We start from the raw sequence: 23,907 nt of genomic DNA, 5'->3' as shown, positions 1-23,907 counted from the left end.
GGATTGCCGATGAAAGATACGTGAAGTGCTCACTCATGCGGTGCTTCCTCTCATTTGCATGGCAGGTTTCTCAACGAAGTGAATAGTTCGTCGACCATGAGTATCGCTGACGATCGCGGATTGACGAAAGCGGCAATCTTGCTGATGAGCCTTCCCACGAAGGTCGCGGCAAAGGTCCTCGGTCAACTTCCGCCGCGATTGATCGAAACGATCAGCATCAAAATCGCGCAGATCGACTCGGTCGGTGGCGACGAACAAGAAGTCGTGATCGCTGAGTTCCTGACCAGCAAAGCGAGCTCGATCTACGCCAGCCCAGGTGGCCTGGAACGAGCCAAGGAACTGATCAAAGAAGCGTTGGGGCGGGATGCCGGAGAACTGATCGGCAACCTGCAACAAACCATCGATGCGATGCCGTTCGGCTTTGTCAAAAAGGTCGACACGCAAACTCTGCTGCAATTCATCGGGGAAGAACACCCGCAAACGATTGCTCTGCTGCTTTCGCACGTTCCCTCGTCCTACGCCGCGGAAGTGCTGGCCGGACTCGATCCCGTGAAACAGCTGGAAGTCATCCGGCGCATCGCGTCGATCGGGCGAACCAGCCCTGCGGCGGTTTCCGAACTTGAACGTGGCCTAGAACTTCGCCTCAGCAACATGGTCAACCAACAACACAGCAACACCGGTGGCGTCGAAAGCGTCGCGGAGATCCTCAACGTGGTCGAACGTGCCATCGAGAGAACCATCATGGAATCACTGGGTCGCGAAGATCCCGAGCTATCCGAAGACATTCGACGATTGATGTTCGTCTTTGAGGATATTTCCAAACTTGGTGATCGCGATATCCAAGCGTTGCTGAAGAATGTCGAAACGGCTCAGTGGGCGATGGCGCTGAAGGGCGCCAGCGAGGGGCTGCAACAGAAAGTGCTGCGAAACATGAGTTCGCGAGCGGCCGAGAATTTGCAGGAAGAAATGGGGTACTTGGGCAGTGTTCGCATCAGCGAAGTCGAAGCTGTCCAGCAAAAAATTGTCGACATCGTCCGGCATCTCGAGGACACCGGCGAAATCTCACGCCCAACCGGCGAAGCCGAAGAAGAGTACGTCACCTGACGTCACCTGTTCTTGCAACCGGAAGACTCGTTTAGAACCGAGCCTTCCTTCGCGGCAAACCGCATCGAAAAGATACAAAAACGGTTGCTTTGCCAAAGGAAGATGCGCCCCGCCAGAAAAAACGGGTTCACCTCACCAAATCGATTGAAGCATTTGACCGGTGCGGTCCGATACTCCTTGTACCATGGATTGGGAGGGTGGAACGATCGGTGCCAAATCGTTCCAGCAATGATAGGGCCATGGTGAGGCAGGGAGGGCTTCACCATGGCCCTTCCCTTTGCCCCAGCGTGTTTCACGCGGATCGTTTCACATTAGGGGAAGCCATCCGCTCGCTGTCAGTTACGACCTACAGACGCCGAACGCGAATGTTGCGATACGAAACTTCGTCGTTGTGATCTTGCAAGCAAATGTGACCGTTTGTGGGTTCGCCAAAGCCTTCCCACTTGCCAAACTTTGACTTGGCAACACGTTCGTTCCAATCATCGCTGCCTTTGACGAACTCACTGTAGAGAACACCGTTGACTTCAATCTGGCACTTCGCAGGTGTGATCAGCACTCGCAAGTGATTCCACTCGCCGGCGGGTTTGGTTGAATCCGTTTCCGCGGGATACAGCTGATACAACCATCCACATTTTTGTGGATCGTGGCCGCCCTTGTGATCCTGGATCTGAATCTCAGGTCCGGTGTAGTAAGGCGGCTTCTTTGTTTCGACGACATGGAACATCACACCGCTGTTCGCTGCGGGGGTGACTTTGAAATCGAGTTCCAGCTCAAACGCTGCATACTTTTCTTTTGTAATCAAGTTTTCGCCGCGAGCACCTTCGCCTTGATCTTTGCGTGAGATGCACGTCAACGCATCGCCATCAATCTTCCAACCGGTCGTCACCGATTCGCGGTTGTATTCGCGCCAAGCATCCAAGTTGCTGCCGTCGAAAAGTGTTTCCCACTTTCCGGTCTTGGCGGCGTCCTCCGCCATTGCGGCGGGTGAATGGGCAAGAAGTGTCGAAACACACAGTGTGACAGCAGCAAAGAAATACGTTTTCATCAGCAATTCGCAGGTAGGAAAGTGAGGTGGGGGAAACAGGCTGGAACAACCGCCGCGCTGCCAACCAAAGCAGCAGGCGAAGATTTTACTCGCTCGGAGCTCCCGATGTGGGTTTCGACTCAGGGTCTGAGGCCGGCACGCGAAAGAACTGCATTTCGACTGGAGTTCGTTCCGTTTCGGGATCCGTGTCATCGCCGTCGACGTCTTTTGAAACGTCTAGGCGTGTCAGCCCCACCGTCAACGTTTGTGCGCCTCCACCTTCGAAATACTCGATGCGGATCGGATGCAAACCGGCGCCGGCTCGAACCAATCGGCTGACCGTCATGGGGGGATGGTTGCCATCGTGATCCAAGAAAAGTTTGTCATGCAGGAAAACCCGACTCCCATCGTCGGATGTGATTTGGAATCGATACAAACCTTCCTCCGGCACGCGGAACATCGCGTCGATCCTCAACGCAAAATCGTCTCGCTGATCAGCCTGGATCTCCTCTAAGTTCAGCGAATCCACTTGCCCTGATCTTGCAACTTCCATCTCTTCAAACTCGGGCAACTTTTTGAACTTGCCCAGGTACATTCGATAGTCCAGACCAGGTTCATGCTCATCCAGCTCGATGCCTTGCAGCCGAGGCACCGCAACGGTCTGCAGCGAAACCGGGATCGCTGATCCGCGTCTGCTCGCCAGCAACTCAACCTCTTCCGATTCTCTGAGCACTTGATCCAACACCAGCGTGTATTGAGCCGCATTGCGAACACGGCTACCTGCCACCATCTCAATCACATCACCGGCAAGTACCCCCGCTGTTGCAGCTGGTGAACCTTCTTCGACCGTGGCGACAACGGCTGCCTCGGCAAGCGGATTGAGTGAGATGCCAACCCATCGATCGTGTCGCAGTTCCGGTTCAACAATTCGACCAAGCAATTTGCGAACACGATCGATTGGAATCGCAAATCCGGCGTTCTGCTCTTCCGGGTTCACGCGAGAAACGATGCCAATGATCTTGCCTTCCATGTTCACGAGTGGACCGCCTGAGTTTCCGCGATTGCTGGCCGCATCGAACCGCAAGAAATCGTCACGTGCGAGCAGGTTGTAGTTCGTCGCGATCAGAGCGTTGGGCATGTCCAGGTACGTCTTTTTTGAACTGACGATTCCTGAGGTGATCGTTATTCCGCGACCACCAGGGTTGCCCGCCACGACGACCGCTTCGCCATTGTGCACATCGTTGCTGCGTCCCAAAGGAACGGTCGGCAAGCGACCCTTCACGTGCAACAGGCGAACGATAGCTATGTCCTTTTCGGGCATTCTGCCAACAACCTCAAATTTGCCAGCAACTTTGCCCAGAACCACGTAGCCGCTGTTGCTCGACAACACATGATCGTTGGTCAACACATACCCGGACGATTCAATGATCGTCCCACTGCCGGAGTTGAATCCGCCGGTCTCCTCATCCCTTAGAAACAAACCGACTACCGCGGGCTCCACCTTCGCAATGACGTCCACCAGCGGTGACCAGCGTGGAGACCTCGGGTCGAGCCTCTTCGGTTCATCCGCCGAAACCGATGGCGAAAACGTTTGCCAAGTCAAAAATGCACAGAGAACAATCGAAAAAAGTCGCATGAGTTTTCGCGGCGCAGGTCGGTGGAGATCAAAAGCCAACAACCTACCTATATTTCCACTACCTCGCGATCCGCCAACTCGGATTCCGACTCACTGCCGAGTCGTGACAATGAAACGGTGAAACTTCTGAGTCACCGACACAGACATTTTCAGGTGGACGTCGTAGTCTCAACCACGGGCAAACTGGGTGATGACACAGCGATGGGATTTTCTGTGAGTTGCTGATCAGCCGCGGACCGGCAGTCTGATTGTTCCTCGGTGGATTCATCCGAACGCATCGCCTTTCCATAGGTCGAAACAAACTTGGAGGGATCGTCAATCATTTCGCTTGTCATACGGTGGTGATGATAGTGCATCGCACACTTCAGCACGTAGAAGAAGTAGATCTCCGGGGTCGTGAACCTCCCGCGGACCACCGCCAAGATCTGACGCCGGTACGTCCGACGCAAATCGGCATCTGGAACCTTCCACATCAACCGGATGAACATGGCGACGAAACCAACCGTGAAGATGGTGCGTTGCTTGCGACGCTGCCACCGATGCTTTTTGAAATAATCTGTGTTCAAGGCACGAAACTGAAATCGATCGTGAACAAACAATTGATCCAAGCGATCGAAGTAGACGTCAGGTTCGTATGCATTTCGCATTGTTTCTAGGTACCCGCGAAGCAACTCGTCTCGTGTCATGCCTTTTGGAATAACGTTGGTGCCATAGTGATGCTCATCCGCCAGATCCAAACGCCCCTCTTCCAACAACCGAGCATACAGCGGCGTCTTTGGAATCGCGTGCAGCAGACCCACCATCGCATGGGCGATTCGCGAATCCTTCAAGAACTTTTGCTGCGTCGCGAAGATCTCCGACGTGTCGTTGTCAAAACCAACAATCAATCCGCACCAAACTTCCATTCCAAAGTCCTGAATGCGATGAACTTTTTCCAGCATCGTGCCACCGCGACTGCGGACGTTTTGATACTTCTTGGTCTCTTTGAGTGATTCCTCATCAGGACTTTCCAGTCCGATGAACACGGACTGGATATTGGCTTCCGCCATCAACTCCATCAGCTCATCATCTTCGCACAAATCCAAGGAAGCCTCGGTGCTGAAAACGATGGGGTAACCGTGTTGTTGTTGCCACGCGGCGACTTCACGAAGGACCGGTTTGATTGCCTTTTTATTGCCGATCAGGTTGTCATCCACGATGAAAACAATGTGCATCCCCTGGGCAAGCAAGCTGTCGAGTTCAGCGGTCACCTGGGATGCATGCTTGATGCGCGGGCGACGACCAAAGGTGACGATGATGTCGCAGAACTCGCATTGAAACGGGCAACCCCGCGAAATCTGCAAGCTGCCAACGAGGTAGTGTTTGCTTTTCAGGAGGTCGTGACGCGGCGTGGGGACGGTCGCCATGTCCGTCTTGTCGGTTTGCTCATACCGATGTTGATGCGAGCCTTGTTGCCACTCTTCCAAAAACTGCGGCCAAGTGTTTTCAGCTTCGCCGATGAAAATGACATCCGCTTGATCGCCGAAGTAGTCCTCTTCGACCGTCACCCATGGGCCGCCGATGACAACGAAGCAACCTCGGTCGTTCAATTCGGAGACGATTGAATCCATCCGGAATCGTTGCACGCTCATCCCCGTGAGCGCGACGATGTCAAATGTTTCTAGTTCATCAAAATCCAATGGTTCAACGTTCTCGTCGAACAGGACGACTTCATGTTCAGGAGGTGTCAACGCGGCCAGCAACGGGAGGCTGGCCACGGGCATGTTGGCTTTTTTGCCAAACAAAGGCTGCGAATACTCCAGCCCCCAATAAGAAACCTCGAAGGCGGGGTTGATGATCGCGATCCGTGGCATGTTCGCACCTTTGAGTTTCGGGGTGAGTTGTCTTCCGAACCTCAGCATACCGCAGGACCCGCTGTTAGGGGGGTCGGTTTCCTTTCTCGCGAAAATTCTGGTGTGGGGGTCACACTCGCGCCCCGAACGTCGTCGGATCCAACCTGACACAGAACGCACGCTCACCGAGCATTCCTCGCTCCACTGCCACGACCATGTATCAGCACGATTGGATCTACGATTTGGCCGACCGACTGTCAGATGGTCCCGACGGCGGTCCCATCACAAGGCGTGTGGTTGGCGTCGGTGCGGCGTCGGTGGTTTGCATGTATGGGCTGCGGTGCTGTCTCGTCCAGCGAGCGACAACGATCAACCTTTCCCACCGCGGGCAGATGTCACCGATGTTTTGGAAACAATACATCGGCACACCCGCGATCACGTTTGGAGTGCTGTTGGTCTGCGTCGGACTGTTCATTCATTTCCGATGGTATTGGGGCAATCACAAGCGATTGCAGTACTACTACGAGATTCCGACTGCGATTTCGATCGTCTGCTTCATCATTGCGATCGCAGTGCACCTGTGGACGGTTTGGCGGTGGACTTGAGCGTCTTCACGTTTCCATACGATGAGCTTCGAAGACGGGTAGCCAAGCCCGCCGACCACACCCAGTGAAAAGACAGGAACGACGCAGCATCTCCACGACGGCCCCATCCGGGGCGACTTTCTGTTTTTCCTAATGGTCTCGGGGCTTCCGCTCCGAGCTAACGACGGCGGCCCCATCCGGGGCGGTGATGATGGGACTGCGTCAAGGACGCCTGAACGGCGTTGCTCGCCAAGTCGTGGTAAAGGCCTGACAAAACGCGAGGGCAGATGCGACTGATGACGGACACAAAAAAAGCGACCCTCATTGAATGAAGGTCGCTTTGACGGAGTCTTGTTTGGAACTTGCTAAGCAGGTCGGCAGGACTTGTTTTTAGGGTCGTGGACGAGGCCACGAGTCCTGAACCGGCGTCAAATCCAAGGACTCGTGTCCTCGTCCACAACGATCAACCCTAACTATTAACTTTGACGGACCACTAGGCTCAGACGGCGGACATGGAGGTGCCCATCGTTTGGCCTGGGGCTGGTAGGTTGCTGGAACCTTCCAAGAAGATGTCGATCGCACGAGCGGCGCCGCGGCCTTCGTTGATGGCCCAAACGACCAGGCTTTGTCCACGGCGGCAGTCACCAGCGGCGAAGACGCCGTCGATGTTGGTTGCGTACTTGCCGTGTTCAGCTTGGAAGTTGCTGCGAGCGTCAGTCTCGAGCCCCAACGATTCTGCAACGGTTTGCTCGGGGCCCAAGAAGCCCATCGCCAACAAGATCAGTTGGGCAGGCCATTCTTTTTCGCTGCCTTCGACTTCGGCCATTTGCCAGCCGCCTTCGTCATTCTTTGTCCATTCGACGTTGACGGTCTTGATGCCTTTCAGCTTGCCTTCGTCGTCGACCAAATACTCTTTGCTGAGGATCTGATATTCGCGAGGGTCTTTTCCGAACTTCGCTTCGGCTTCTTCGTGACCGTAATCGACACGGAAGATACGCGGCCATTCTGGCCATGGGTTGTCGTCGGCACGTTCGGCGGGCGGCTGAGGCAGCAACTCGAAGTTGACCATGCTGCGGCAACCATGACGGAGGCTGGTTCCGATGCAGTCGGTCCCGGTGTCACCACCGCCGATAACGATCACGTCCTTGCCTTCTGCGCTGATGAAGTCGGCACCCAGGTTGTCACCGTGAACACGTTGCTGAGTGTTGGACGTGAGGAAGTCCATCGCGAAATGAACGCCTTTGGCTTCGCGACCTGAGATTGGCAAATCGCGTGGCTTGGTTGCACCACACGCCAACAAGACGGCGTCGAACTCGCTTTGCAAGTCCTTCGGCGAGATGTCCTTGCCGACATTCACTCCGGTTTTGAAGGTCACGCCTTCTTCGGTCATTTTGTCGATCCGGCGCTGAATCGCCTTCTTCGACAACTTCATGTTGGGAATCCCATACTGCAACAAACCGCCAATGCGATCGGCTCGTTCGTAAACGGTGACCAAGTGCCCGGCTTTGTTGAGTTGGTCCGCGGCGGTCAATCCGGCTGGACCACTGCCGATGACAGCGACTTTCTTTCCGGTCCGTTGCTCAGGCGGTTCGGCAACGATCCAACCTTCTTCCCAAGCACGATCCACGATCGCGTTTTCGATGTTCTTGATCGTCACAGGCGGATTGGTGATTCCCAACACGCACGAGCCTTCACAAGGTGCCGGGCAAACGCGACCGGTGAACTCAGGGAAGTTGTTGGTCTTGTGCAGACGTTCGATCGCTTCTTTCCAGCGATTGTTGTAGACCAGGTCGTTCCACTCGGGAATCAAGTTGTCGATCGGGCATCCGGTCGCGGACTGACAAAAAGGAACACCGCAATCCATGCAGCGAGCGCCCTGACGTTGCAGGTGCTCGGTCTTGGGTTCGGTGTAGATCTCGTCGTAGTCATTGATCCGGATGACTGGCAATCGCCAAGCAACTTTTTCGCGATCGAATTCCTTGAATCCAGTGGGCTTGCCCATGGCAGAGTCCTCAAAATGGGGTGATGTGTACGGTTGATGTGGGGTGGGTTTTCGCGGCGATGGCCACGCGTGCCGGGCGAAGCGATTCGCTTCGCCCGATCGTTTTCAATCGCTTTGCAAAGCAAGCGATGTGCGCCGTCATTTTCAGACGCTGACCGCGTCTTTCTCGGCAGCCATTTCGGCCAGCACGCGTTTGTAGTCCGTTGGCATAACCTTCACGCACTGCGAAACAAACGTGTCAAAGTCCGCCAATGCTTCGGCGGCCAGCGCACTCTTGGTGTAATCGTGATGCTTTTGGATCATTCCCTTGACGTCCGCGAGCTCTTCATCGCCTTCGATTTTTTCCAACTCGACGGTTGCCAAGTTGCAATGAAGGTTGAAGTCACCCTTGCGATCCCAGATGTAAGCGATACCGCCTGACATACCCGCGGCGAAGTTGCGTCCGGTTTCACCGAGACACACCACACGTCCGCCAGTCATGTATTCGCAACCGTGGTCCCCGACACCTTCGACGACGGTGCGAGCACCGCTGTTTCGAACGCAGAATCGCTCTGCAGCCCGGCCGCTGAAGTAGGCTTCGCCGCTGGTCGCACCGTACAAGCAAACGTTGCCGACGATGATTTCGTTGGCAGCATCGAAGGTACTTTCGCGAGGCGGGTAGACCATGATGCGTCCGCCGGACAAACCTTTGCCGACGTAATCGTTCGCGTCGCCTTCCAGTTCAATCGTGACACCGTGAGCGAGAAACGCACCGAGGCTTTGTCCCGCAGAACCCGTCAGATCGATGTGGATGGTGTCGTCGGGCAGGCCGGCTTGTCCGTGTCGTTTGGCGATCTCGTGCGACAAGATCGTTCCGACAGTCCGGTTGATGTTGATGATCGGCGACGTGATGCGAACGGATTCGCCGTTTTCGATCGCAGGCATCGCTTCGGCGACCAACTTGGTCATGTCCAGCGACTTTTCCAAACCGTGGTCTTGGCCTCGCGTGCAGATCACTTCGACCTTGTCGTGAGGACGCTGCGCGGGGCTGAGGACGGAGGTCAAATCCAACCCATCGCTCTTCCAGTGTTTGATCGCGTCGTCGGTCGACAACACATCGCTGCGGCCAACCATTTCGTCGATCGTGCGGAAACCGAGTCGTGCCATGATCCGGCGAGCTTCCTCGGCGACCATGAACAAGTAGTTCACCACGTGCTCGGGTTTGCCCGAGAACATCTTGCGAAGTTCGGGGTCCTGAGTCGCGATGCCGACGGGGCAAGTATTCAAGTGACACTTCCGCATCATGATGCAGCCGAGCGTGATCAACGGTGCGGTTGAGAAACCAAACTCTTCGGCTCCGAGCAATGCTGCGATGACAACGTCACGTCCGGTTTTCAAACCGCCGTCCGTTTGCAACACAACGCGGCTACGAAGATCGTTGAGCACTAGGACTTGGTGAGTTTCGGCAATCCCGAGTTCCCACGGCAACCCAGCATGCTTGATGCTGGTCAAAGGCGATGCCCCCGTTCCACCGGTGTCACCGGAGATCAGGATGTGGTCGGCATGAGCCTTGGCAACACCCGATGCAATCACACCGACGCCCACTTCGCTAACCAGCTTCACGCTGACGCGTGCCGATGGGTTGCTGTTTTTCAAATCGTGGATCAGCTGAGCCAAATCCTCGATCGAATAAATGTCGTGGTGAGGCGGAGGACTGATCAGTCCCACACCCGGCGTGCTGTAACGGATGTTGGCAATGTAGTTGTCGACTTTCTTGCCGGGCAACTCACCGCCTTCGCCGGGCTTGGCACCTTGCGAGACTTTGATTTGCAACTCATCCGCGTTGGTCAAGTATTCGATCGTGACACCGAAGCGTCCCGAAGCGATTTGCTTGATAGCGGATCGCTTGGTGTCGCCATTGGGAAGCGGCTGGAATCGTTGTGGATCTTCGCCGCCTTCACCGGTATTGCTCTTGCCACCCAAGCGGTTCATCGCGATGGCGAGTGTCTCGTGAGATTCCGCACTGATGCTGCCGAGGCTCATGGCACCGGTGCAGAATCGTTTGACAATGTCTTTGGCCGATTGAACTTCGTCCAAAGGCAACGCAGGTCCGCCAACGCCTTCCTTGAAGTCCAGCAATCCACGCAACGTGCAACGCGTTCGGTTGTCCTCGTTGATTTCGTGCGAGAACTTCCAGTACGCGTCTTCGTTGTTGTTGCGAGCTGCGATTTGCAGCGAGCTGATCGCCTGGGGACTCCAAGCGTGCTTTTCGCCTTCGGCACGCCAGTGGAATTCACCGAGGTTTGGCAATTGAGTCAAACGGTCAGCTTCCTTTTCCGGGAAACCAAGCTCGTGACGACGCAGCGTTTCTTCGGCAATGACGTCAAACGTCACGCCTTGGATGCGGCTGGCGGTGCCAACGAAGCAACGTTTGATGACTTCATCGCGGAGTCCCAACGCTTCGAAGATCTGAGCACCCTTGTAGCTTTGCAGAGTACTGATGCCCATCTTGGCCATGACCTTCAGCATGCCTTTAGCGACACCCTTTCGGTACGCGGCAACGATCTTGTCGTCGTCCAATGTGGGCGACATCAAGCCGTCGCGGTGGGCTTGCCACAACGCTTCGAATGCGAGGTACGGGTTGATCGCATCGGCACCGTAACCAATCAGCAAGCAGTGATGATGCACTTCGCGAGCTTCACCGGTTTCGACGGCAATCCCCACGCGAGTCCGCTTGGCCTTGGCAACCAAGTGATGGTGAACCGCACCGGTGGCCAACAGCATGCTGACAGGCACACGGTCGTGCGAAACGTCGCGATCGCTCAGGACGATGATTTGCAGACCTTCGTCGACGGCCGCTTCTGCTTCGGCACAAATTCGATCCAAAGTCTTCGTCAGACCAGCCTTGCCTTCGGAACGATCGAACGTCGTGTCGATTACGCGGCTGTGCCAACGCTCGTGGTCGACATGCTTGAGAGCGGCGACTTCTTCGTTGGTCAAAATCGGATGATCGATCAACAGTCGGTGGCAGTGCTCTGGCGTTGCGGCCAGCAAGTTTTGCTCAGGACCGATGTAGCATTCCAGTGACATGATGACTTCTTCGCGAATCGAATCGATCGCGGGGTTGGTCACCTGAGCAAACAGTTGCTTGAAATAGTCATAGATCATCCGCGGCTTGTCGGACAAACAAGCGAGCGCCGAGTCATTGCCCATCGAGCCGACCGGGTCACGCAGTTGCTCGACCAACGGACGGAGCATGAAGTTCATCGTTTCGGCGGTGTAGCCGAACGCTTGCATGCGAGGCAGCAAAGTGTCGCCGTCAAACCCGTGGCCTTCGGCTTCGGGGTGCAAATCAGCCAAGCGAATCCGTTGCTGCTTGAGCCATTTGCCGTAAGGTTTTTTGCGAGCGAAATCGGCCTTGAGCTCTTCGTCGGGAATCAAACGTCCCGCTTCGAAGTCGATCAAGAACATCTTGCCAGGTTGCAAACGACCCTTTTCGCGAACGATGGATGGGTCGACTGGCAACACACCGACTTCGCTGGCCATGATCACGCGATCGTCGTGGGTGATGTAGTAACGACTTGGACGCAGGCCGTTGCGGTCGAGCGTCGCGCCGATGCATTTTCCATCGGTGAACGCGATCGAAGCCGGGCCGTCCCAAGGCTCCATCATGCAGCTGAAGTATTCGTAGAAAGCACGCTTTTCTTCGGGCATGGTTTCATGCTTTTGCCATGCTTCGGGAACCATCATCATGATGGCTTCTTGCAAGGTGCGGCCGTTCATCAACAAAAACTCGAGCACGTTGTCGAACGTTCCCGAGTCACTCAAATGAGGCTCGACAACGGGGAACAACTTCTTCAGTTCGTCGCCGTAGATTTCGCTGGCGGCCGTTCCTTCGCGAGCACGCATCCAGTTCGCGTTGCCGCGAAGCGTGTTGATCTCGCCATTGTGGCTCATGAAACGAAGTGGCTGAGCACGGTCCCAGCTGGGGAACGTGTTCGTCGAAAAACGGCTGTGAACCATCGCCAAGTGCGTTTCGAAATCGTCGTCACGCAGATCGGGGAAATACGGCATCACTTGGGCCGGCGTGAGCATGCCCTTGTAGATAATGACTTTGGTCGACAAGGAACAAACGTAGAACATCAACGCTTGCTTGATCTTCGTACCGCCGCGCAGTTCGTGACTGGCTTGCTTGCGGATCAAGTAAAGCTGGCGTTCGAATTCTTCATTGGTGAGGCCATCTGCTGCACCGACGAACAACTGTTCGATGACAGGTTCGCTTTGGCGGGCCGTTGGGCCAACGTCAGCGGCATCGGTTTCTTGAGGCACGTCTCGCCAACCGATCAACTTCTGACCGGTCTCTTCGATCAAACGAGCGATCGTTTCTTTGCAGGTCTTTCGCTCCGCATCGTCAGTCGGCAAGAAAATCAAACCGGCGGAGAACTTGCCTTCCTCGGGCAGTTCAACACCGAGGTCCGCTTTGGCGACCTTCTGCAAGAACTTGTGAGGCAAGCCGCACATGATCCCAGAACCGTCGCCGGTGTTGGGTTCACAGCCGCACGCACCACGGTGGTCCATGTTTTGCAAAATCGTGTCGGCATCGATCACGATTTGATGGCTGGGTGCCCCTTTGATGTGGGCAACAAATCCGACGCCACACGCATCCTTTTCGTGCTCAGGGTCGTACAGTCCTTGGGCCGGTGGCAGGTGATACAAAGGTTGCTTGGTCATAACTGAAACAACTTGGGGATGGGGAAATGTGTGGATGATGAAAGGGCGTTTGAGTCTGGGCCGCGGATCATGCGACGACCGAGACCGCCCGGTCTTTGGTTTGGTTTTTCTTGCGGTCTGCTTTCGCAGCTTCTGACTTGGTTCTCAGTTCAGGTTCCATCTCCCGACCCAGGAGAAGCGACCCCAATTCGATTGCCGCTCGGCTGAGTTTGCTGCTGCGGCGAAAGATGATTCCAAGTGGTCTGACCATCTGAATTTCGGGACAAGCGACCACACGTAAGGTTCCGTTGGCCGTTTCTCGACGCACGGCGGCTTCGGGCACAATCCCCAACCCTCGGTTCGCTTGGATCGCACGCACCATCGAATCCGCGTTGTCGAACTCCATCTGAGTCACAACCGAAATGCCAGCCCGTTTCAAACATTGGTCGATGGCCTGACGAAGCACCAACCCTCGTTCAAAACCAACCATCTCCATGCCGCTGAGTTCTGAGGCGGAGACTTCGGTGCGTTTCGCGAAAGGATGGTTGTCGGAGCAAACCAAACGCATCGGTTCGGATTGCCAAGGAATCGTGCCCAACGCTTTCGTCGTGCGCGGGAAGCTGACCAATCCGAATTCGACGCCGCCGTCGAGCACCATTTGCACGACTCGCTGACTGCTTCCGAACTCGGTGCGGACTTTGACGTCGGGGTGCTGAGTCTCGAAGACCTTGGTGGCTTCGGGCATGTAACTCAGACCGACCGAATAGATCGCACCAACTGTCACACTGCCCGTCAGTCGTTCGCCGCGGAACCGGACTCGTTGTTCCAGTTCGTTGTATTGGCGGATTACATCACGAACGCCGCACAGGTAAATCTCGCCCGCGTCGGTCAGACCCAATGGACGACTTGAGCGATCGATCAAACAGGCCCCGACGGATTCTTCTAACCCGCTGATGGCTTGGCTAACCGCGCTCTGAGTCAATCCGCAATCGGCCGCCGCCTTTGAAAAGCTACGGAGATCTGCGACACGACAGAACAATTCAAGTGTACGAAACTGCAATGACAACCTGCTGTATTAAATTTCCTTATGATGTTCCCGGCAACTTTTAGCCGGATTGATGACGGAGGATAGCCACGGAAGCAAATTTGGTCAAGCGTTCAGCCAATCTCGCCCGTGCTGCTGCACCAACGAAAAAGCCCGGCAGCGGTTTCAGGCCGCAATTGCCGGGCTTTCTGTGTTTTTCTCGTTGGTGCCTGGACAGGTGGAGGGCAGCTTCAATTCCGCCAATTTGAGCTGGCGGAGCCTCATCAGCCGGTCCGGATCGTCATCAACCGGACTACTTATCGGCCCAGTAATCGATCACGACCACCTTTTCGAGGTGAGGCTTCAGCACTTCCACGAATGCCTTGTGGGCTGGGTGAGGCAGGTACGTTTCGCGGTCTTCCTCGCTTTCGAACGAGACAAGGAAGCAGTGCGACAGGCCATCGTTGAGACCTTCGGGCGAGTTGTTGGTTCCGAATTCGAAGTCCGCGATTTCGGGGATCTCGTTGGGGAGATTGCGAAAAGCATCGACAACAGTTTTGACGTCGGCTTCCGAGCTGGACTCTTTGAACCCAAACATCACGACGTGCCGGAGGACTTTCTTAGAGGCTTTCTCTTCAGCTCCCGTCGCTGACAACTGCATAACCGCGGCGGCAACGCAACAGATTCCTAAACCTAATAACAAACGCATGGCTTTCTCTCGATGGTGGTGGAAACGGACGAAGGGCCCATTGTCGCGTCTTCGATGACGGTCAGCTAGTCGTGCATGGGCTGATTACGGGGGCACAAGCTCGCATCCTCCGCTGGGTTGCAAATTTTTACTTGTTCCATCCTGAGGTCCTGCGTACAACGACCTCGGCACATGCATGGATGCATTGACATCACTTCCCACGTTTCTTGTGGAATTGGCATGCATCTCGACCGTTCAAAACGACGCTCTTTTCAACGGCAAGCCTTCACGCTCGTGGAACTGTTGGTCGTCATCGCCATCATTGGCGTTTTGGTTGCTTTGCTTTTGCCGGCGGTCCAAGCAGCTCGCGAAGCGGCGAGACGAATGAGTTGCGGGAACAATATGAAGCAGATCGGCTTGGGCCTGCACAACTACCACTCCGCTTTCAACCAGTTGCCAATTCACGGCGTTGGACCGACCGATGAAAATGACAACACGGCCGGACGCGGCAGTGCCAACGATGGCACTGGGTTCACGCGGATGGAGCTGACTTATTTGGTCGGTCTTCTGCCCTACGTGGAGCAACAGGCCATTTGGTCGATGGTCAGCAATCCGTTGATCGAAGCCGACGGCGATATCTGGCCTGCCTTTGGCCCGCGGCCGTGGACGATCGAGTATCCGCCTTGGGCGACGGAGATTCCAACTTTCCGATGCCCGAGTGACCCAGGGTACGGATTGCCCGGACTTGGACGCACAAATTACGCCGCCTGCACGGGCGATGGGTTCTATGAAGCCGAGCACGGGATCACAGTTTGGAACAGCAGTGCGAACCGATGGGACTACAACGATTCGCTTGCATCACAACGTGCTCGATGTGGACTTCGTGGTGCGTTCGTGCCTCGCAAGTCGATGCGTTTTCGTGATTTCACGGATGGCCTGAGCAACACGATTGCGGTGGGTGAAATCGCAACGGGGCTGGGTGATCGCGACAATCGAACGATTGGATTCACAAACGCAAAAGGTGGGTTCTTTCAAATCGCCAACAACCCCAAGCGATGCTTTGACCTCGGGTTCGTTGATCCTGAACGCCCGAATTTCTGGACTGAAGACGCTCGCGTCTACGCACCGATCTCTCAACGTGGTTTGCGGTGGGCGGACTTCCACACACTCCAATCGCAGTTCAACACGATCCTGGGTCCAAACTCAGAATTGTGTTTGGTCGGTCATTCGGACACATACGGAATCGCTCCGCCGAGCAGCTATCACGTCGGCGGCGTGCATGTCGCCATGTCCGACGGTGCGGTGAAGTTCATCACCGACTCGATCGAAGCGGGCAACTCGCGCATTCCATGCGTTTATTGCAAAGCACTGTCAGGGCAAACTGACAGTGTGACTCCCGCCGGATCAGAAAGCCCCTACGGATTGTGGGGAGCTCTTGGAACACGTGCCTCCCGCGAAGTGATCAGCGGCGAGTTTTGACATCGACTCGACTCGTGTTTTAGCCAGCTTGTCTGGCAAATTCGATTCGCTAGCGAACGCGTCGCATGTAGGTAACAAACTTGCGATCGAGCTGTTCCAGATTCATGTCCATGGAACTTTCAAAGTCCTCGATTCTTTCCCGAGGCGTTCGCTCGTCGAGCGGTTTGGACTCACTGAGTTTCTGCAGATAAGACACAAACTCTTTTCGCTGTGTCTTCAATAGGAAATACGTCAGCGCCCAGGACTCGCCGTAGGCATCTTCCGCCGTTGAGACGGAACGAAATCGTGAATCGTCCGACAGGAGGGTCGCGAGAGAATCCGCGGGGCGGGATGAAAGGTAGCGCCGAAAGCGGCCAAGATTGACTGCGTTGACGCGACCGATTCCACGCCATCCGCGCGGGTTGCTGAAATCAGGGGATTCGAAAAACATCGCCAGACCTTCGCTGACCCACATCGGGTTGTCTGCGAATCGAGTTTGCAACCCGCAGTTGTACGCCAATTGATGTGTCGCTTCGTGAATGATCGTCGCGATGTTGCGTTCGATGTTGGGCACCCGAAAAGTTGTCATTCGGTTGCTTTCCAAGTGGTAGTAACCGATGACGCTTTTCGCCGTTTCGCCGATCTCTTGGCTCGCGTATTTCAGGAATTCATCGTGGTTGGCGAGCACCAATGCCACCAGCGGATACCGAGGTTCCTCAAGATCTACGTGTTGGTTTTTCCAGTACGTGAAGAAGCCACGGTGCAGTTGTTCGAACAGAACCCCGCAATCTCTCGCGTAGGCTTCGTTGCCTTGATGAAGCAGCAAGTAATTTGCAGTCCGGTAAACCTGAAAACCCTTTGGCAACTCATCCAGCATCCGACGAGCCATCGTCTCTTGATCGATCGGCGGACCCGCGGGTTGCTTCGTTCGTTGGACGATCATGTCCGGCTGGATCGTCCACAGCTTGCCGGCGTCGCAACGCGCCAGCACCCCGCCGTCGGCAGCCTCGACCAAGATCTCCGCGTCGATGGTTCGTTCTGTTGGAGCGGAATCGTCTGCACCGTCATTAAATGTGATGACGTCCCCATGCGCTTCCGGACCGACCGGGCCAGCCCAAGTCATCAGCGAAGCAAAAAGGATCAATACGGTGCGTCTTACCACAACAAAAAAGTCCAACGAGAACGATGATTTAAGCAGACTGGCTTGCTGAGACTTCGCAAGCCAATCCACAAAAAAATGGCGACGGGCCATTCACCCGTCACCATTGTAGACCATCCAAATCATGTCAACGAATCCACCGCGTCTCGTTTGTTCATCGGACGCGGGCTGCCAGCCGAAGGGCTCGTCAAACTCATGTCTTGACCAAGCCCGCCCGGTCGCGACTACTTTCGGAAGTAGTCGGCAAAGTCATCCGCTTCGGTTGGCTGCGTTGCCGCTTTGCGAACCGGACGTGGGATTCGACGAAGCCCCTCAGGTTCCCCGCCATTGAACGAAGTCTGGCGAACCTGAACCCGACGCTTGCTGAGATTGGCCGAATCATCTTCGAACGGATTTCGCATTTCGTCGAACAGCGATCCCGCGCGTCCCTTCGAGTTGCGACTCGGAGCCGCTTCAGCTGGAACTGGCTTCGGAATCGATGGCAATCCAGGAGCCGATTTGCGAATCGTGGTCTTCGGCCCGTCGGTGAGCGGAACATTCCGGTGCTGAGGTGCCGGAGTTGGGATTCCTTGCATGCTCGGTTTTCGTTGCGCATAGGGCGTCACTTCGGTCACGCTTTGGCTCGACGTCGGCGGCATTCCGCGAGATTCCATCACAACCGGAGCTTCGATCACTTGATGATGGCCATAAGCATGAACTTCGTGGCTATACATTGCACCCGCTGACGATTCGCAGTGGCTGCAGGTCTGGCATTCCGATTCGCATGCGCGATGACAACGTTTTCCGTGAACCAAGAACGCGCCGACTTCAAAGACGCGTTCCACGCCACAGGCGGCGAGATCCAGCGTTTGATAGATCGGGTTGCACTTCTGCACTTTGTGGCGTCCCAAGAAACCGCCGCTGTCGGGTTTGCTGCAACCGGAGCATCCGACTGACTCACAGCCACAGGCCACATCGAAACCGCAGCTCGGTTCGCTGGCGAAAAAGGGCTGTACGCCACACAGAGGTTCTGCACCGCATTCCGGTTCGACGCTGCAAGAGCATTCCGTTTCGCAGCCGCAGGAAACACTCGAGCGTGCTCGCAGGGCGGGGAAAGCCAAGGGAGCTTCGCATCCGCAGGCGGGCTCCAAACCACAGGCCGGTTCGCAATCGCAAGTTGCCGATTCCAGTCCGCAGGCGGGTTCGCCGCAGCCGCAAGATTGAGCCGACGCGTCGCTGACGCCAACGCAGGCCATAGCGGCGATCATTGCCCACGCGGCCAAGAAACGAACAGCGATCACTCGCCTGCCGAATTGATTGCGGGGAGCGAAACTCAAATCAGACGAACGTCGATTTTTTGAAAGGGTCCAAGACATCAGCTACTTTCTCCGTCGAACTTTGGATGACTGACATCGCTTATCGACGAGGAATGATCGTCAGGACTAAAACAATCCGAACGACATGCAAAGTGTTCTCAAACCACGCACTTTACCAACTCGTTAAAGATTCACTTCGGATCGACCCAGCGATCAATACCGAGGAACCGATGAATCGATCTGCTGGGACCATTGATCGATTCCGCCGGCCAGGTTTTGGACTTTTTCGAACCCTTGGGACTGCAGGAACTGAGTCACCTGCATGCTGCGGCCACCGTGATGACACTGCACGACGATGTGGTCCTGGCGATGGTCGTCCAGTTCAGCCAAACGTTCTTGGATCACACTCATCGGCAGGAGCTTTGATCCTTCGATGCGGGCCGTTTCGTACTCGGCTGTTTCACGCACATCCAGCAACACGAAGTCGTCCCCGCGAGTTCGCATTTCGTCCAGATCAGCGACGGTGATTTCAAGCGGCAGGGCGGAATCGTTTGACATGAATCAGGTTCTCAGGGAACAAAAGGAGCATCGATTTGGCGGCCGGTGGTGCCAGCGGCATTGCCTCATTGTGCACGTCGTCGCGTCAAAGCGAATGGGTGGTAGCGAGCTCAATCGAGAAATGCGGCGCTCGATGCGTCCGCCGGCATCCGCCAGTCGCCTCGAGGCGACAAACTGACTGAGCCGATCTTTGGGCCGTCCGGAACACAGTTGCGTTTGAATTGATTCTGGAAAAAACGTCGGACAAAGGTTTCCGCTGTTGCCTCGATCACATCATCCGAATGCGGAGTATTGAACTCGGTTTGCTTTGCCAAGAAACACATTTTCGCAACGTCGCAACCGCCTCGCACAAAGTGGTAGAGGAAAAAATCGTGCAGCTCATAAGGCCCGATCGAGGCCTCGGTGTTTTGCCGGATCTCGCCATCTTCGGTCGGAGGCAAAAGCTCCGGTGAAATTGGTGTGTCGGCAATCCTGTGAAGTGTCTCGTGCAGCGATTTGCGATAGCGATGGTCCGCGGCGTATTGAACCAAGTAACGCACCAGCGTTTTTGGTACGGATGCGTTGACGTTGTACATCGACATGTGGTCGCCGTTGTAGGTGCTCCACCCCAACGCCTGTTCGGACAAGTCTCCCGTGCCAAGCACAAAGCCGCGGCTCATTAGCAGCATCGTTCGAAGGCGAGCCTGGACATTTTCAAACTTCAAATCCGTCGCGTCAGCATCGACCCTCTGTAGTCGCGATTGAAGCTCTTCCACATCCGTTGACGCATCGATGGAGAGCCCCAGCGGTGAATGGCCGATGTCCAGAAAAGTTCGCAACGCGAGTGGCCGGATATCGATGCTCTCCGATGTCACGCCCAATCCTTGGACCAATTGAGTCGCACTGTCGTTGGTGTGCTGGGTGGTTCCAAATCCAGGCATGATGATCGCATCGATCACCTTGCGGTCTCGTTTCAGTTGGTCCACGGCAGAGACCGCGACCAACAAGGCCAGCGTGCTGTCGAGTCCGCCGGAAATACCAATCGTCAGTGGCAAATCAGCAGGCAGTTGCTGCAATCGTTTGACCAAACCAGCGGTTTGGATCGCCAGGATTTCTGCACACCGCTCTTCGCGTTTGGATCGATCGTCAGGAACAAACGGGTGCGGATCCACTCGCCGGAGTAGTTGAGTTGACTCAGCCACTCCGGTGTTCGCGTCAGCTGTGGAGGCAACGTTCGGTTCCGTTTGCCGCCGCTCCAGCTCTACCGTCCGATACGGTCGCGGCAACGACGACTGAAAGTCATCGAATGAACCAACGACACGTCGATCATGATCGAGTCGCTGCAAATCCACATCGCGAATCAGTTCGGTTTGCACTGGCAAGTCTTCGTCGTCGGTATCGCCGATCCGTCGCGACTCGCCAATCAGCGCACCGTTTTCGGCGACCAAGCAGTGTCCGCCAAAGACCAAATCGCTGGTCGATTCGCCACCGCCCGCAGATGCATAAGCATACGCCGCGATCAATCGGCCGGATTGGCTGACGACCAAATCACGACGCCATTGGGCTTTGCCGACCAATTCGTTGCTGGCTGATAGATTTGCAATCACGTTTGCGCCAGCGATTGCTGCATGGCTGCTTGGTGGCACAGGCACCCAAAGGTCTTCGCAGATCTCAATCGCGAGCGTCGCCGAGCCGTCGCGAAAAAGCAGGTCGGTACCGAAGGGGATGTCCTGTGAATCGATCCGCACCGTTGTTGGGTCCGTTTTCGATGCCGCTAGGAAATGTCTCGCCTCATAAAATTCGCGGTAGTTGGGCAAGAACGACTTGGGCACCAAGCCGCGGATGAATCCATCTCGGACCACCGCGGCGACATTCATGACGCTGGTGCCGACCCGAAGTGGCAAGCCAACGATCACGGTGGCGCGACACGTTTGAGTGTGCGTCGCAATTCTCCTAAGTGCGTCCAGGCTTGCATCCAGCAATGTGTGGGTAGCGAATAAGTCGCCGCAGGTGTACGCGGACTGTCCAAGTTCCGGGAACAATATCAGATCCGGATCGGATTGCTGGGCGATCGCATCCATGCAGGCGATCGTCTCCGCTGCATTGGCAGCGGGATCGGCCACCACGACTTTTGGCGACACGGTCGCGATTCGGTAGAACCCGTGCTGTCGTCGCTGCTTGGGAAAATTCAATTCGTTCGAAGAAGTCAAAAGTCGTTTGTCTCGTATTCCGGGGACGCAGCAACAGCAGAGTAAAAGATCCGCCGACGGTCACCTAGTATAACAAGCCTCTGCCTAAGGTTTCCGGCCCTGAAACCACTGGACGCAACCTTTCATCAGCATCGCGATTCGCTCAATGGGAACGCGGCGAATGTGGCCGTGGCGATCCACCTGAAGAACCGTTTCGGATTCCAGTTCCATCGCGGAGAGGTAGCCGCCGCCGAAGCAATACGTGTCCATGCAGACCAAGTGGGTGTGCCGGAGCACTTCGCCGGTTGGTTGCGGCGTGTGCCCAACGTAAACGCGTTTTCCGCTTTGATGCGGCGCCGGCAGACTGGGCGGAAGGTGAGTCCAATAGGTCAACTCGTCACTCTGCGACACGACCTCGCAACTCGGGTCGTACATCGCATGGACGAAAATCTCGTTTTCGGTTTCGTAGCACGGAAGCAGCGATTCGAAGAACGCCAGGTGGTCCTTCGGGATCCTTCCGATTGAACCGCCGTAACTGGTCACGGTTGCTTTGCCGCCGCTGCGAAGCCACATGGCATCGTCCATGCCGCGCGAAACCACGCTCTGCAGCATCCACTCATGGTTTCCTCGCAATGGAACAACCTTGCACGTCGATTGCAGAGTGATCAATTGCTCGACGACGTCGCGAGAGTCGGGGCCACGGTCGATGTAGTCGCCCAGGAAAATCAGCTCGTCGTCGGCGGTCGGCGATAGTTCTTGGATCATCGATCGGAGCGCTTTCGCGCACCCGTGGATGTCGCCGATCACGTGACGAGCCATTCAGTTCACACCCGGGTCAAAACCCTGTTGCTCGGTGGGAAACGGGACGTCCGGAGTCAGGTCCTTCATGATCGCTTGGCCACAACGGTGCACCAGCTTTTCCCAAACCTCTTCGCACGGGCCAAAGATAGATTCCGTGTCAGCGGGCGTGATCAGCCAGCCACCTTCATCCAGTTCGTTTTCCAGTTGCATTGGTCCCCAACCGGAGTAGCCGACGACGAATCGCAACTTTGCGTCATCGCGGCGAGCCAGCAGTCGCAAGTGATCCTCGTCCGAGGTCACCCAAGCCGGAACATCCGCCCACTGGATCGACATCGACCCCCAGGGTTCCGCAGGATGATCATGAAGCTGAGTCTTTGAGCCAGCAGGATCGTTGCCGGCACCTTCACTGACGTCGGCGCCGCAAGGATCGCCGATGCCAGCGATGTTGTGCAAAGCCAGCACGGGGCCGTTGACTGGTCCGCCCAAGTAAATTTGATCCGAGTGAATTTGAAGGTCCGGCGTGGCGTCGTCTTTGTCTCCGGAGTCACTCGTCGTCGACGAGTTGTCTGGCGAAGCCGTCGGTGAACTGGAGTCCGCGCCGCTGGCGACTTGCCATGACGGATCGCTCATTGCGATGACGTCGCCAAATCGTTGGGGCCCGGCACGGTTGATCACCACGCCGAAGGCACCTTCGTGCGTGTGCCGGATGATCAGCACCACGGATCGAAAGAAATTGCCATCGTGCAAATACGGTGACGCGATCAGGAAGCAACCGGTGCAATTCTGGGATGTTTTCATCTCAAGCCCGGATTGTGAGCCGGCAACTGAGTGGACAAATTCAGGACTGGTCTCGGTATTGATCTTGCCAGAGGCACCCGCCCCAAGACAGTCCAACACCGAAGCCCACCAGGACATTGGTTGCGTCTCGAATCAGTTCGTCGCGCCGTCGCATTCGGTCGATCAAAATGGGCAACGTGCAGGATACTGTATTTCCAACATCTTCCAGATCGACCGGCAGCCTTTCCGGGGAAATGTCCATCCGCTTCCGAAGCTGATCCAGCATCTTCCAAGTGGCCTGGTGGAACAGGTAATGGCCAATCTTGTCGTCCGACAACCCGTTTTCCGCCAAAATTTCGTCAACCAACCTTGGGATGGCCTCAACGGTGAAGTTGATCAAGCTGGGGCCGTCCATGTACAGCCGGCTCTTCCAGCGTTTGCGGTGACGTGGCGGAATGGCATCTTCCGCCGGACGGCTGCCGCCGTTTCCGACGATTAGCATGTCGGCGCCGCTGCCATCACTGCCGAACTGATATCCCCACAGGGAAGGCTGGTCGGCGGGAGTGATCAAGGTTGCTGCGGCAGCGTCCCCGAAGATCGTCCGCAGACTGCGATCATTTTCATCGATGTATTTGCTGTAGGTTTCCGCCGTGACCAGCAAAACATTCTTCGCGACGCCAGTCCGGATCAAACCGTCTGCCATCGCGGTGCCGTAGACGAACCCGCTGCAGCCAAGATTGAAGTCAATCGCACCGCACTGCGTCCGAAGCCCAAGTCGATCCTGCAGCAAGCACGCGGTGGTCGGCAGTGGGTAGTCGGGTGTCTGGGTGCACAGCAGCACGAAATCGATCGTCGACCGATCCAGATTTTCGCGTTCGAACAATTGCTCGCACGCATGAACTGCCAAATCCGCCGCGGTTTCGTCCGGCTTCGCAATGTGCCGTTGCTGGATGCCCGTCTTTTCCGCGATCAAGTCTAGGTCCCACGAGGGGAACTGTTCCTTCAGCGTCGCATTGTCTTCCACATGTTCTGGAAGATGCACCGAGATGGGACCAATCTGGGCGTGAGGCACGTTCGTCTCGGCGAAGAGGCTAAAGAAAACTGACGT

17 protein-coding genes are annotated in these 23,907 nt (G+C 55.9%); 3 read left to right on the top strand and 14 right to left on the bottom strand.

The window, feature by feature from the left end:
* Positions 1 to 96: 96 nt before the first annotated feature.
* On the top strand, positions 97 to 1,104 hold the full coding sequence (gene fliG, locus CEE69_RS09015) for a flagellar motor switch protein FliG (protein ID WP_099260343.1): 1,008 nt from the start codon (positions 97 to 99) through the stop codon (positions 1,102 to 1,104).
* A gap of 346 nt (positions 1,105 to 1,450) precedes the next feature.
* On the opposite strand, the gene CEE69_RS09005 is transcribed toward fliG, so the two are convergent.
* From CEE69_RS09005 to CEE69_RS08995, 3 genes are all read right to left on the bottom strand, one after another.
* Positions 1,451 to 2,149: a 3-keto-disaccharide hydrolase gene (locus tag CEE69_RS09005; RefSeq protein WP_099260341.1), complete on the bottom strand. Its 699-nt coding sequence runs from the start codon at positions 2,147 to 2,149 to the stop codon at positions 1,451 to 1,453.
* Positions 2,150 to 2,234: 85 nt separating this feature from the next.
* The gene (locus CEE69_RS09000; protein WP_099260479.1) at positions 2,235 to 3,764 is read right to left on the bottom strand and encodes a PA14 domain-containing protein; all 1,530 of its coding nucleotides are present in this window, start codon (positions 3,762 to 3,764) and stop codon (positions 2,235 to 2,237) included.
* A gap of 149 nt (positions 3,765 to 3,913) precedes the next feature.
* Positions 3,914 to 5,617, bottom strand: coding sequence for a B12-binding domain-containing radical SAM protein (locus CEE69_RS08995; protein WP_099260340.1), 1,704 nt, complete (start codon positions 5,615 to 5,617; stop codon positions 3,914 to 3,916).
* A gap of 194 nt (positions 5,618 to 5,811) precedes the next feature.
* Between CEE69_RS08995 and CEE69_RS08990 the strand changes: the two genes are divergently transcribed.
* A complete protein-coding gene (locus CEE69_RS08990; protein ID WP_099260339.1) occupies positions 5,812 to 6,201 on the top strand; it encodes a hypothetical protein in 390 nt (129 codons plus the stop codon).
* Positions 6,202 to 6,679: 478 nt separating this feature from the next.
* Here CEE69_RS08990 and CEE69_RS08985 read toward each other — a convergent pair whose 3' ends face one another.
* From CEE69_RS08985 to CEE69_RS08965, 4 genes are all read right to left on the bottom strand, one after another.
* Positions 6,680 to 8,182 carry a glutamate synthase subunit beta gene (locus CEE69_RS08985; protein ID WP_099260338.1) on the bottom strand — a complete coding sequence of 501 codons (1,503 nt, stop codon included), beginning with the start codon at positions 8,180 to 8,182 and terminating at the stop codon, positions 6,680 to 6,682.
* Between the two features lie 144 nt (positions 8,183 to 8,326).
* A complete protein-coding gene (gene gltB, locus CEE69_RS08980; RefSeq protein WP_099260337.1) occupies positions 8,327 to 12,892 on the bottom strand; it encodes a glutamate synthase large subunit in 4,566 nt (1,521 codons plus the stop codon).
* 67 nt (positions 12,893 to 12,959) lie between these two features.
* On the bottom strand, positions 12,960 to 13,931 hold the full coding sequence (locus tag CEE69_RS08975) for a LysR family transcriptional regulator (protein WP_261341337.1): 972 nt from the start codon (positions 13,929 to 13,931) through the stop codon (positions 12,960 to 12,962).
* A gap of 277 nt (positions 13,932 to 14,208) precedes the next feature.
* Positions 14,209 to 14,604: a Dabb family protein gene (locus tag CEE69_RS08965; RefSeq protein WP_099260335.1), complete on the bottom strand. Its 396-nt coding sequence runs from the start codon at positions 14,602 to 14,604 to the stop codon at positions 14,209 to 14,211.
* A gap of 219 nt (positions 14,605 to 14,823) precedes the next feature.
* On the opposite strand from CEE69_RS08965, the gene CEE69_RS08960 reads away from it, so the two are divergent.
* Complete coding sequence (locus CEE69_RS08960; protein WP_099260478.1) at positions 14,824 to 16,062, top strand: DUF1559 domain-containing protein; 1,239 nt, start codon at positions 14,824 to 14,826, stop codon at positions 16,060 to 16,062.
* Between the two features lie 49 nt (positions 16,063 to 16,111).
* On the opposite strand, the gene CEE69_RS08955 is transcribed toward CEE69_RS08960, so the two are convergent.
* The 7 genes from CEE69_RS08955 to CEE69_RS08925 form a co-directional block, all read right to left on the bottom strand.
* Positions 16,112 to 17,293: a DUF1570 domain-containing protein gene (locus CEE69_RS08955; RefSeq protein WP_233215068.1), complete on the bottom strand. Its 1,182-nt coding sequence runs from the start codon at positions 17,291 to 17,293 to the stop codon at positions 16,112 to 16,114.
* Between the two features lie 131 nt (positions 17,294 to 17,424).
* Complete coding sequence (locus CEE69_RS08950; RefSeq protein ID WP_233215067.1) at positions 17,425 to 18,555, bottom strand: crotonobetainyl-CoA--carnitine CoA-transferase; 1,131 nt, start codon at positions 18,553 to 18,555, stop codon at positions 17,425 to 17,427.
* A gap of 153 nt (positions 18,556 to 18,708) precedes the next feature.
* Complete coding sequence (locus tag CEE69_RS08945) at positions 18,709 to 19,053, bottom strand: rhodanese-like domain-containing protein (RefSeq protein WP_099260334.1); 345 nt, start codon at positions 19,051 to 19,053, stop codon at positions 18,709 to 18,711.
* 110 nt (positions 19,054 to 19,163) lie between these two features.
* Positions 19,164 to 21,242, bottom strand: a complete 2,079-nt coding sequence (locus CEE69_RS08940) for an NAD(+) synthase (RefSeq protein ID WP_099260333.1) — start codon at positions 21,240 to 21,242, stop codon at positions 19,164 to 19,166.
* A gap of 84 nt (positions 21,243 to 21,326) precedes the next feature.
* On the bottom strand, positions 21,327 to 22,040 hold the full coding sequence (locus CEE69_RS08935; protein WP_099260332.1) for a metallophosphoesterase family protein: 714 nt from the start codon (positions 22,038 to 22,040) through the stop codon (positions 21,327 to 21,329).
* Complete coding sequence (locus tag CEE69_RS08930; RefSeq protein WP_099260331.1) at positions 22,041 to 22,820, bottom strand: YqgE/AlgH family protein; 780 nt, start codon at positions 22,818 to 22,820, stop codon at positions 22,041 to 22,043.
* Positions 22,821 to 22,860: 40 nt separating this feature from the next.
* Complete coding sequence (locus CEE69_RS08925) at positions 22,861 to 23,871, bottom strand: ketoacyl-ACP synthase III (protein WP_099260330.1); 1,011 nt, start codon at positions 23,869 to 23,871, stop codon at positions 22,861 to 22,863.
* Positions 23,872 to 23,907 lie beyond the last annotated feature (36 nt).

It is taken from the genome of Rhodopirellula bahusiensis (assembly GCF_002727185.1).
GTDB classification, from domain to species: domain Bacteria; phylum Planctomycetota; class Planctomycetia; order Pirellulales; family Pirellulaceae; genus Rhodopirellula; species Rhodopirellula bahusiensis.
The sequence above is the reverse complement of the archived record's forward strand: the minus strand, read 5'-3'. Positions and strand labels throughout refer to the sequence as shown.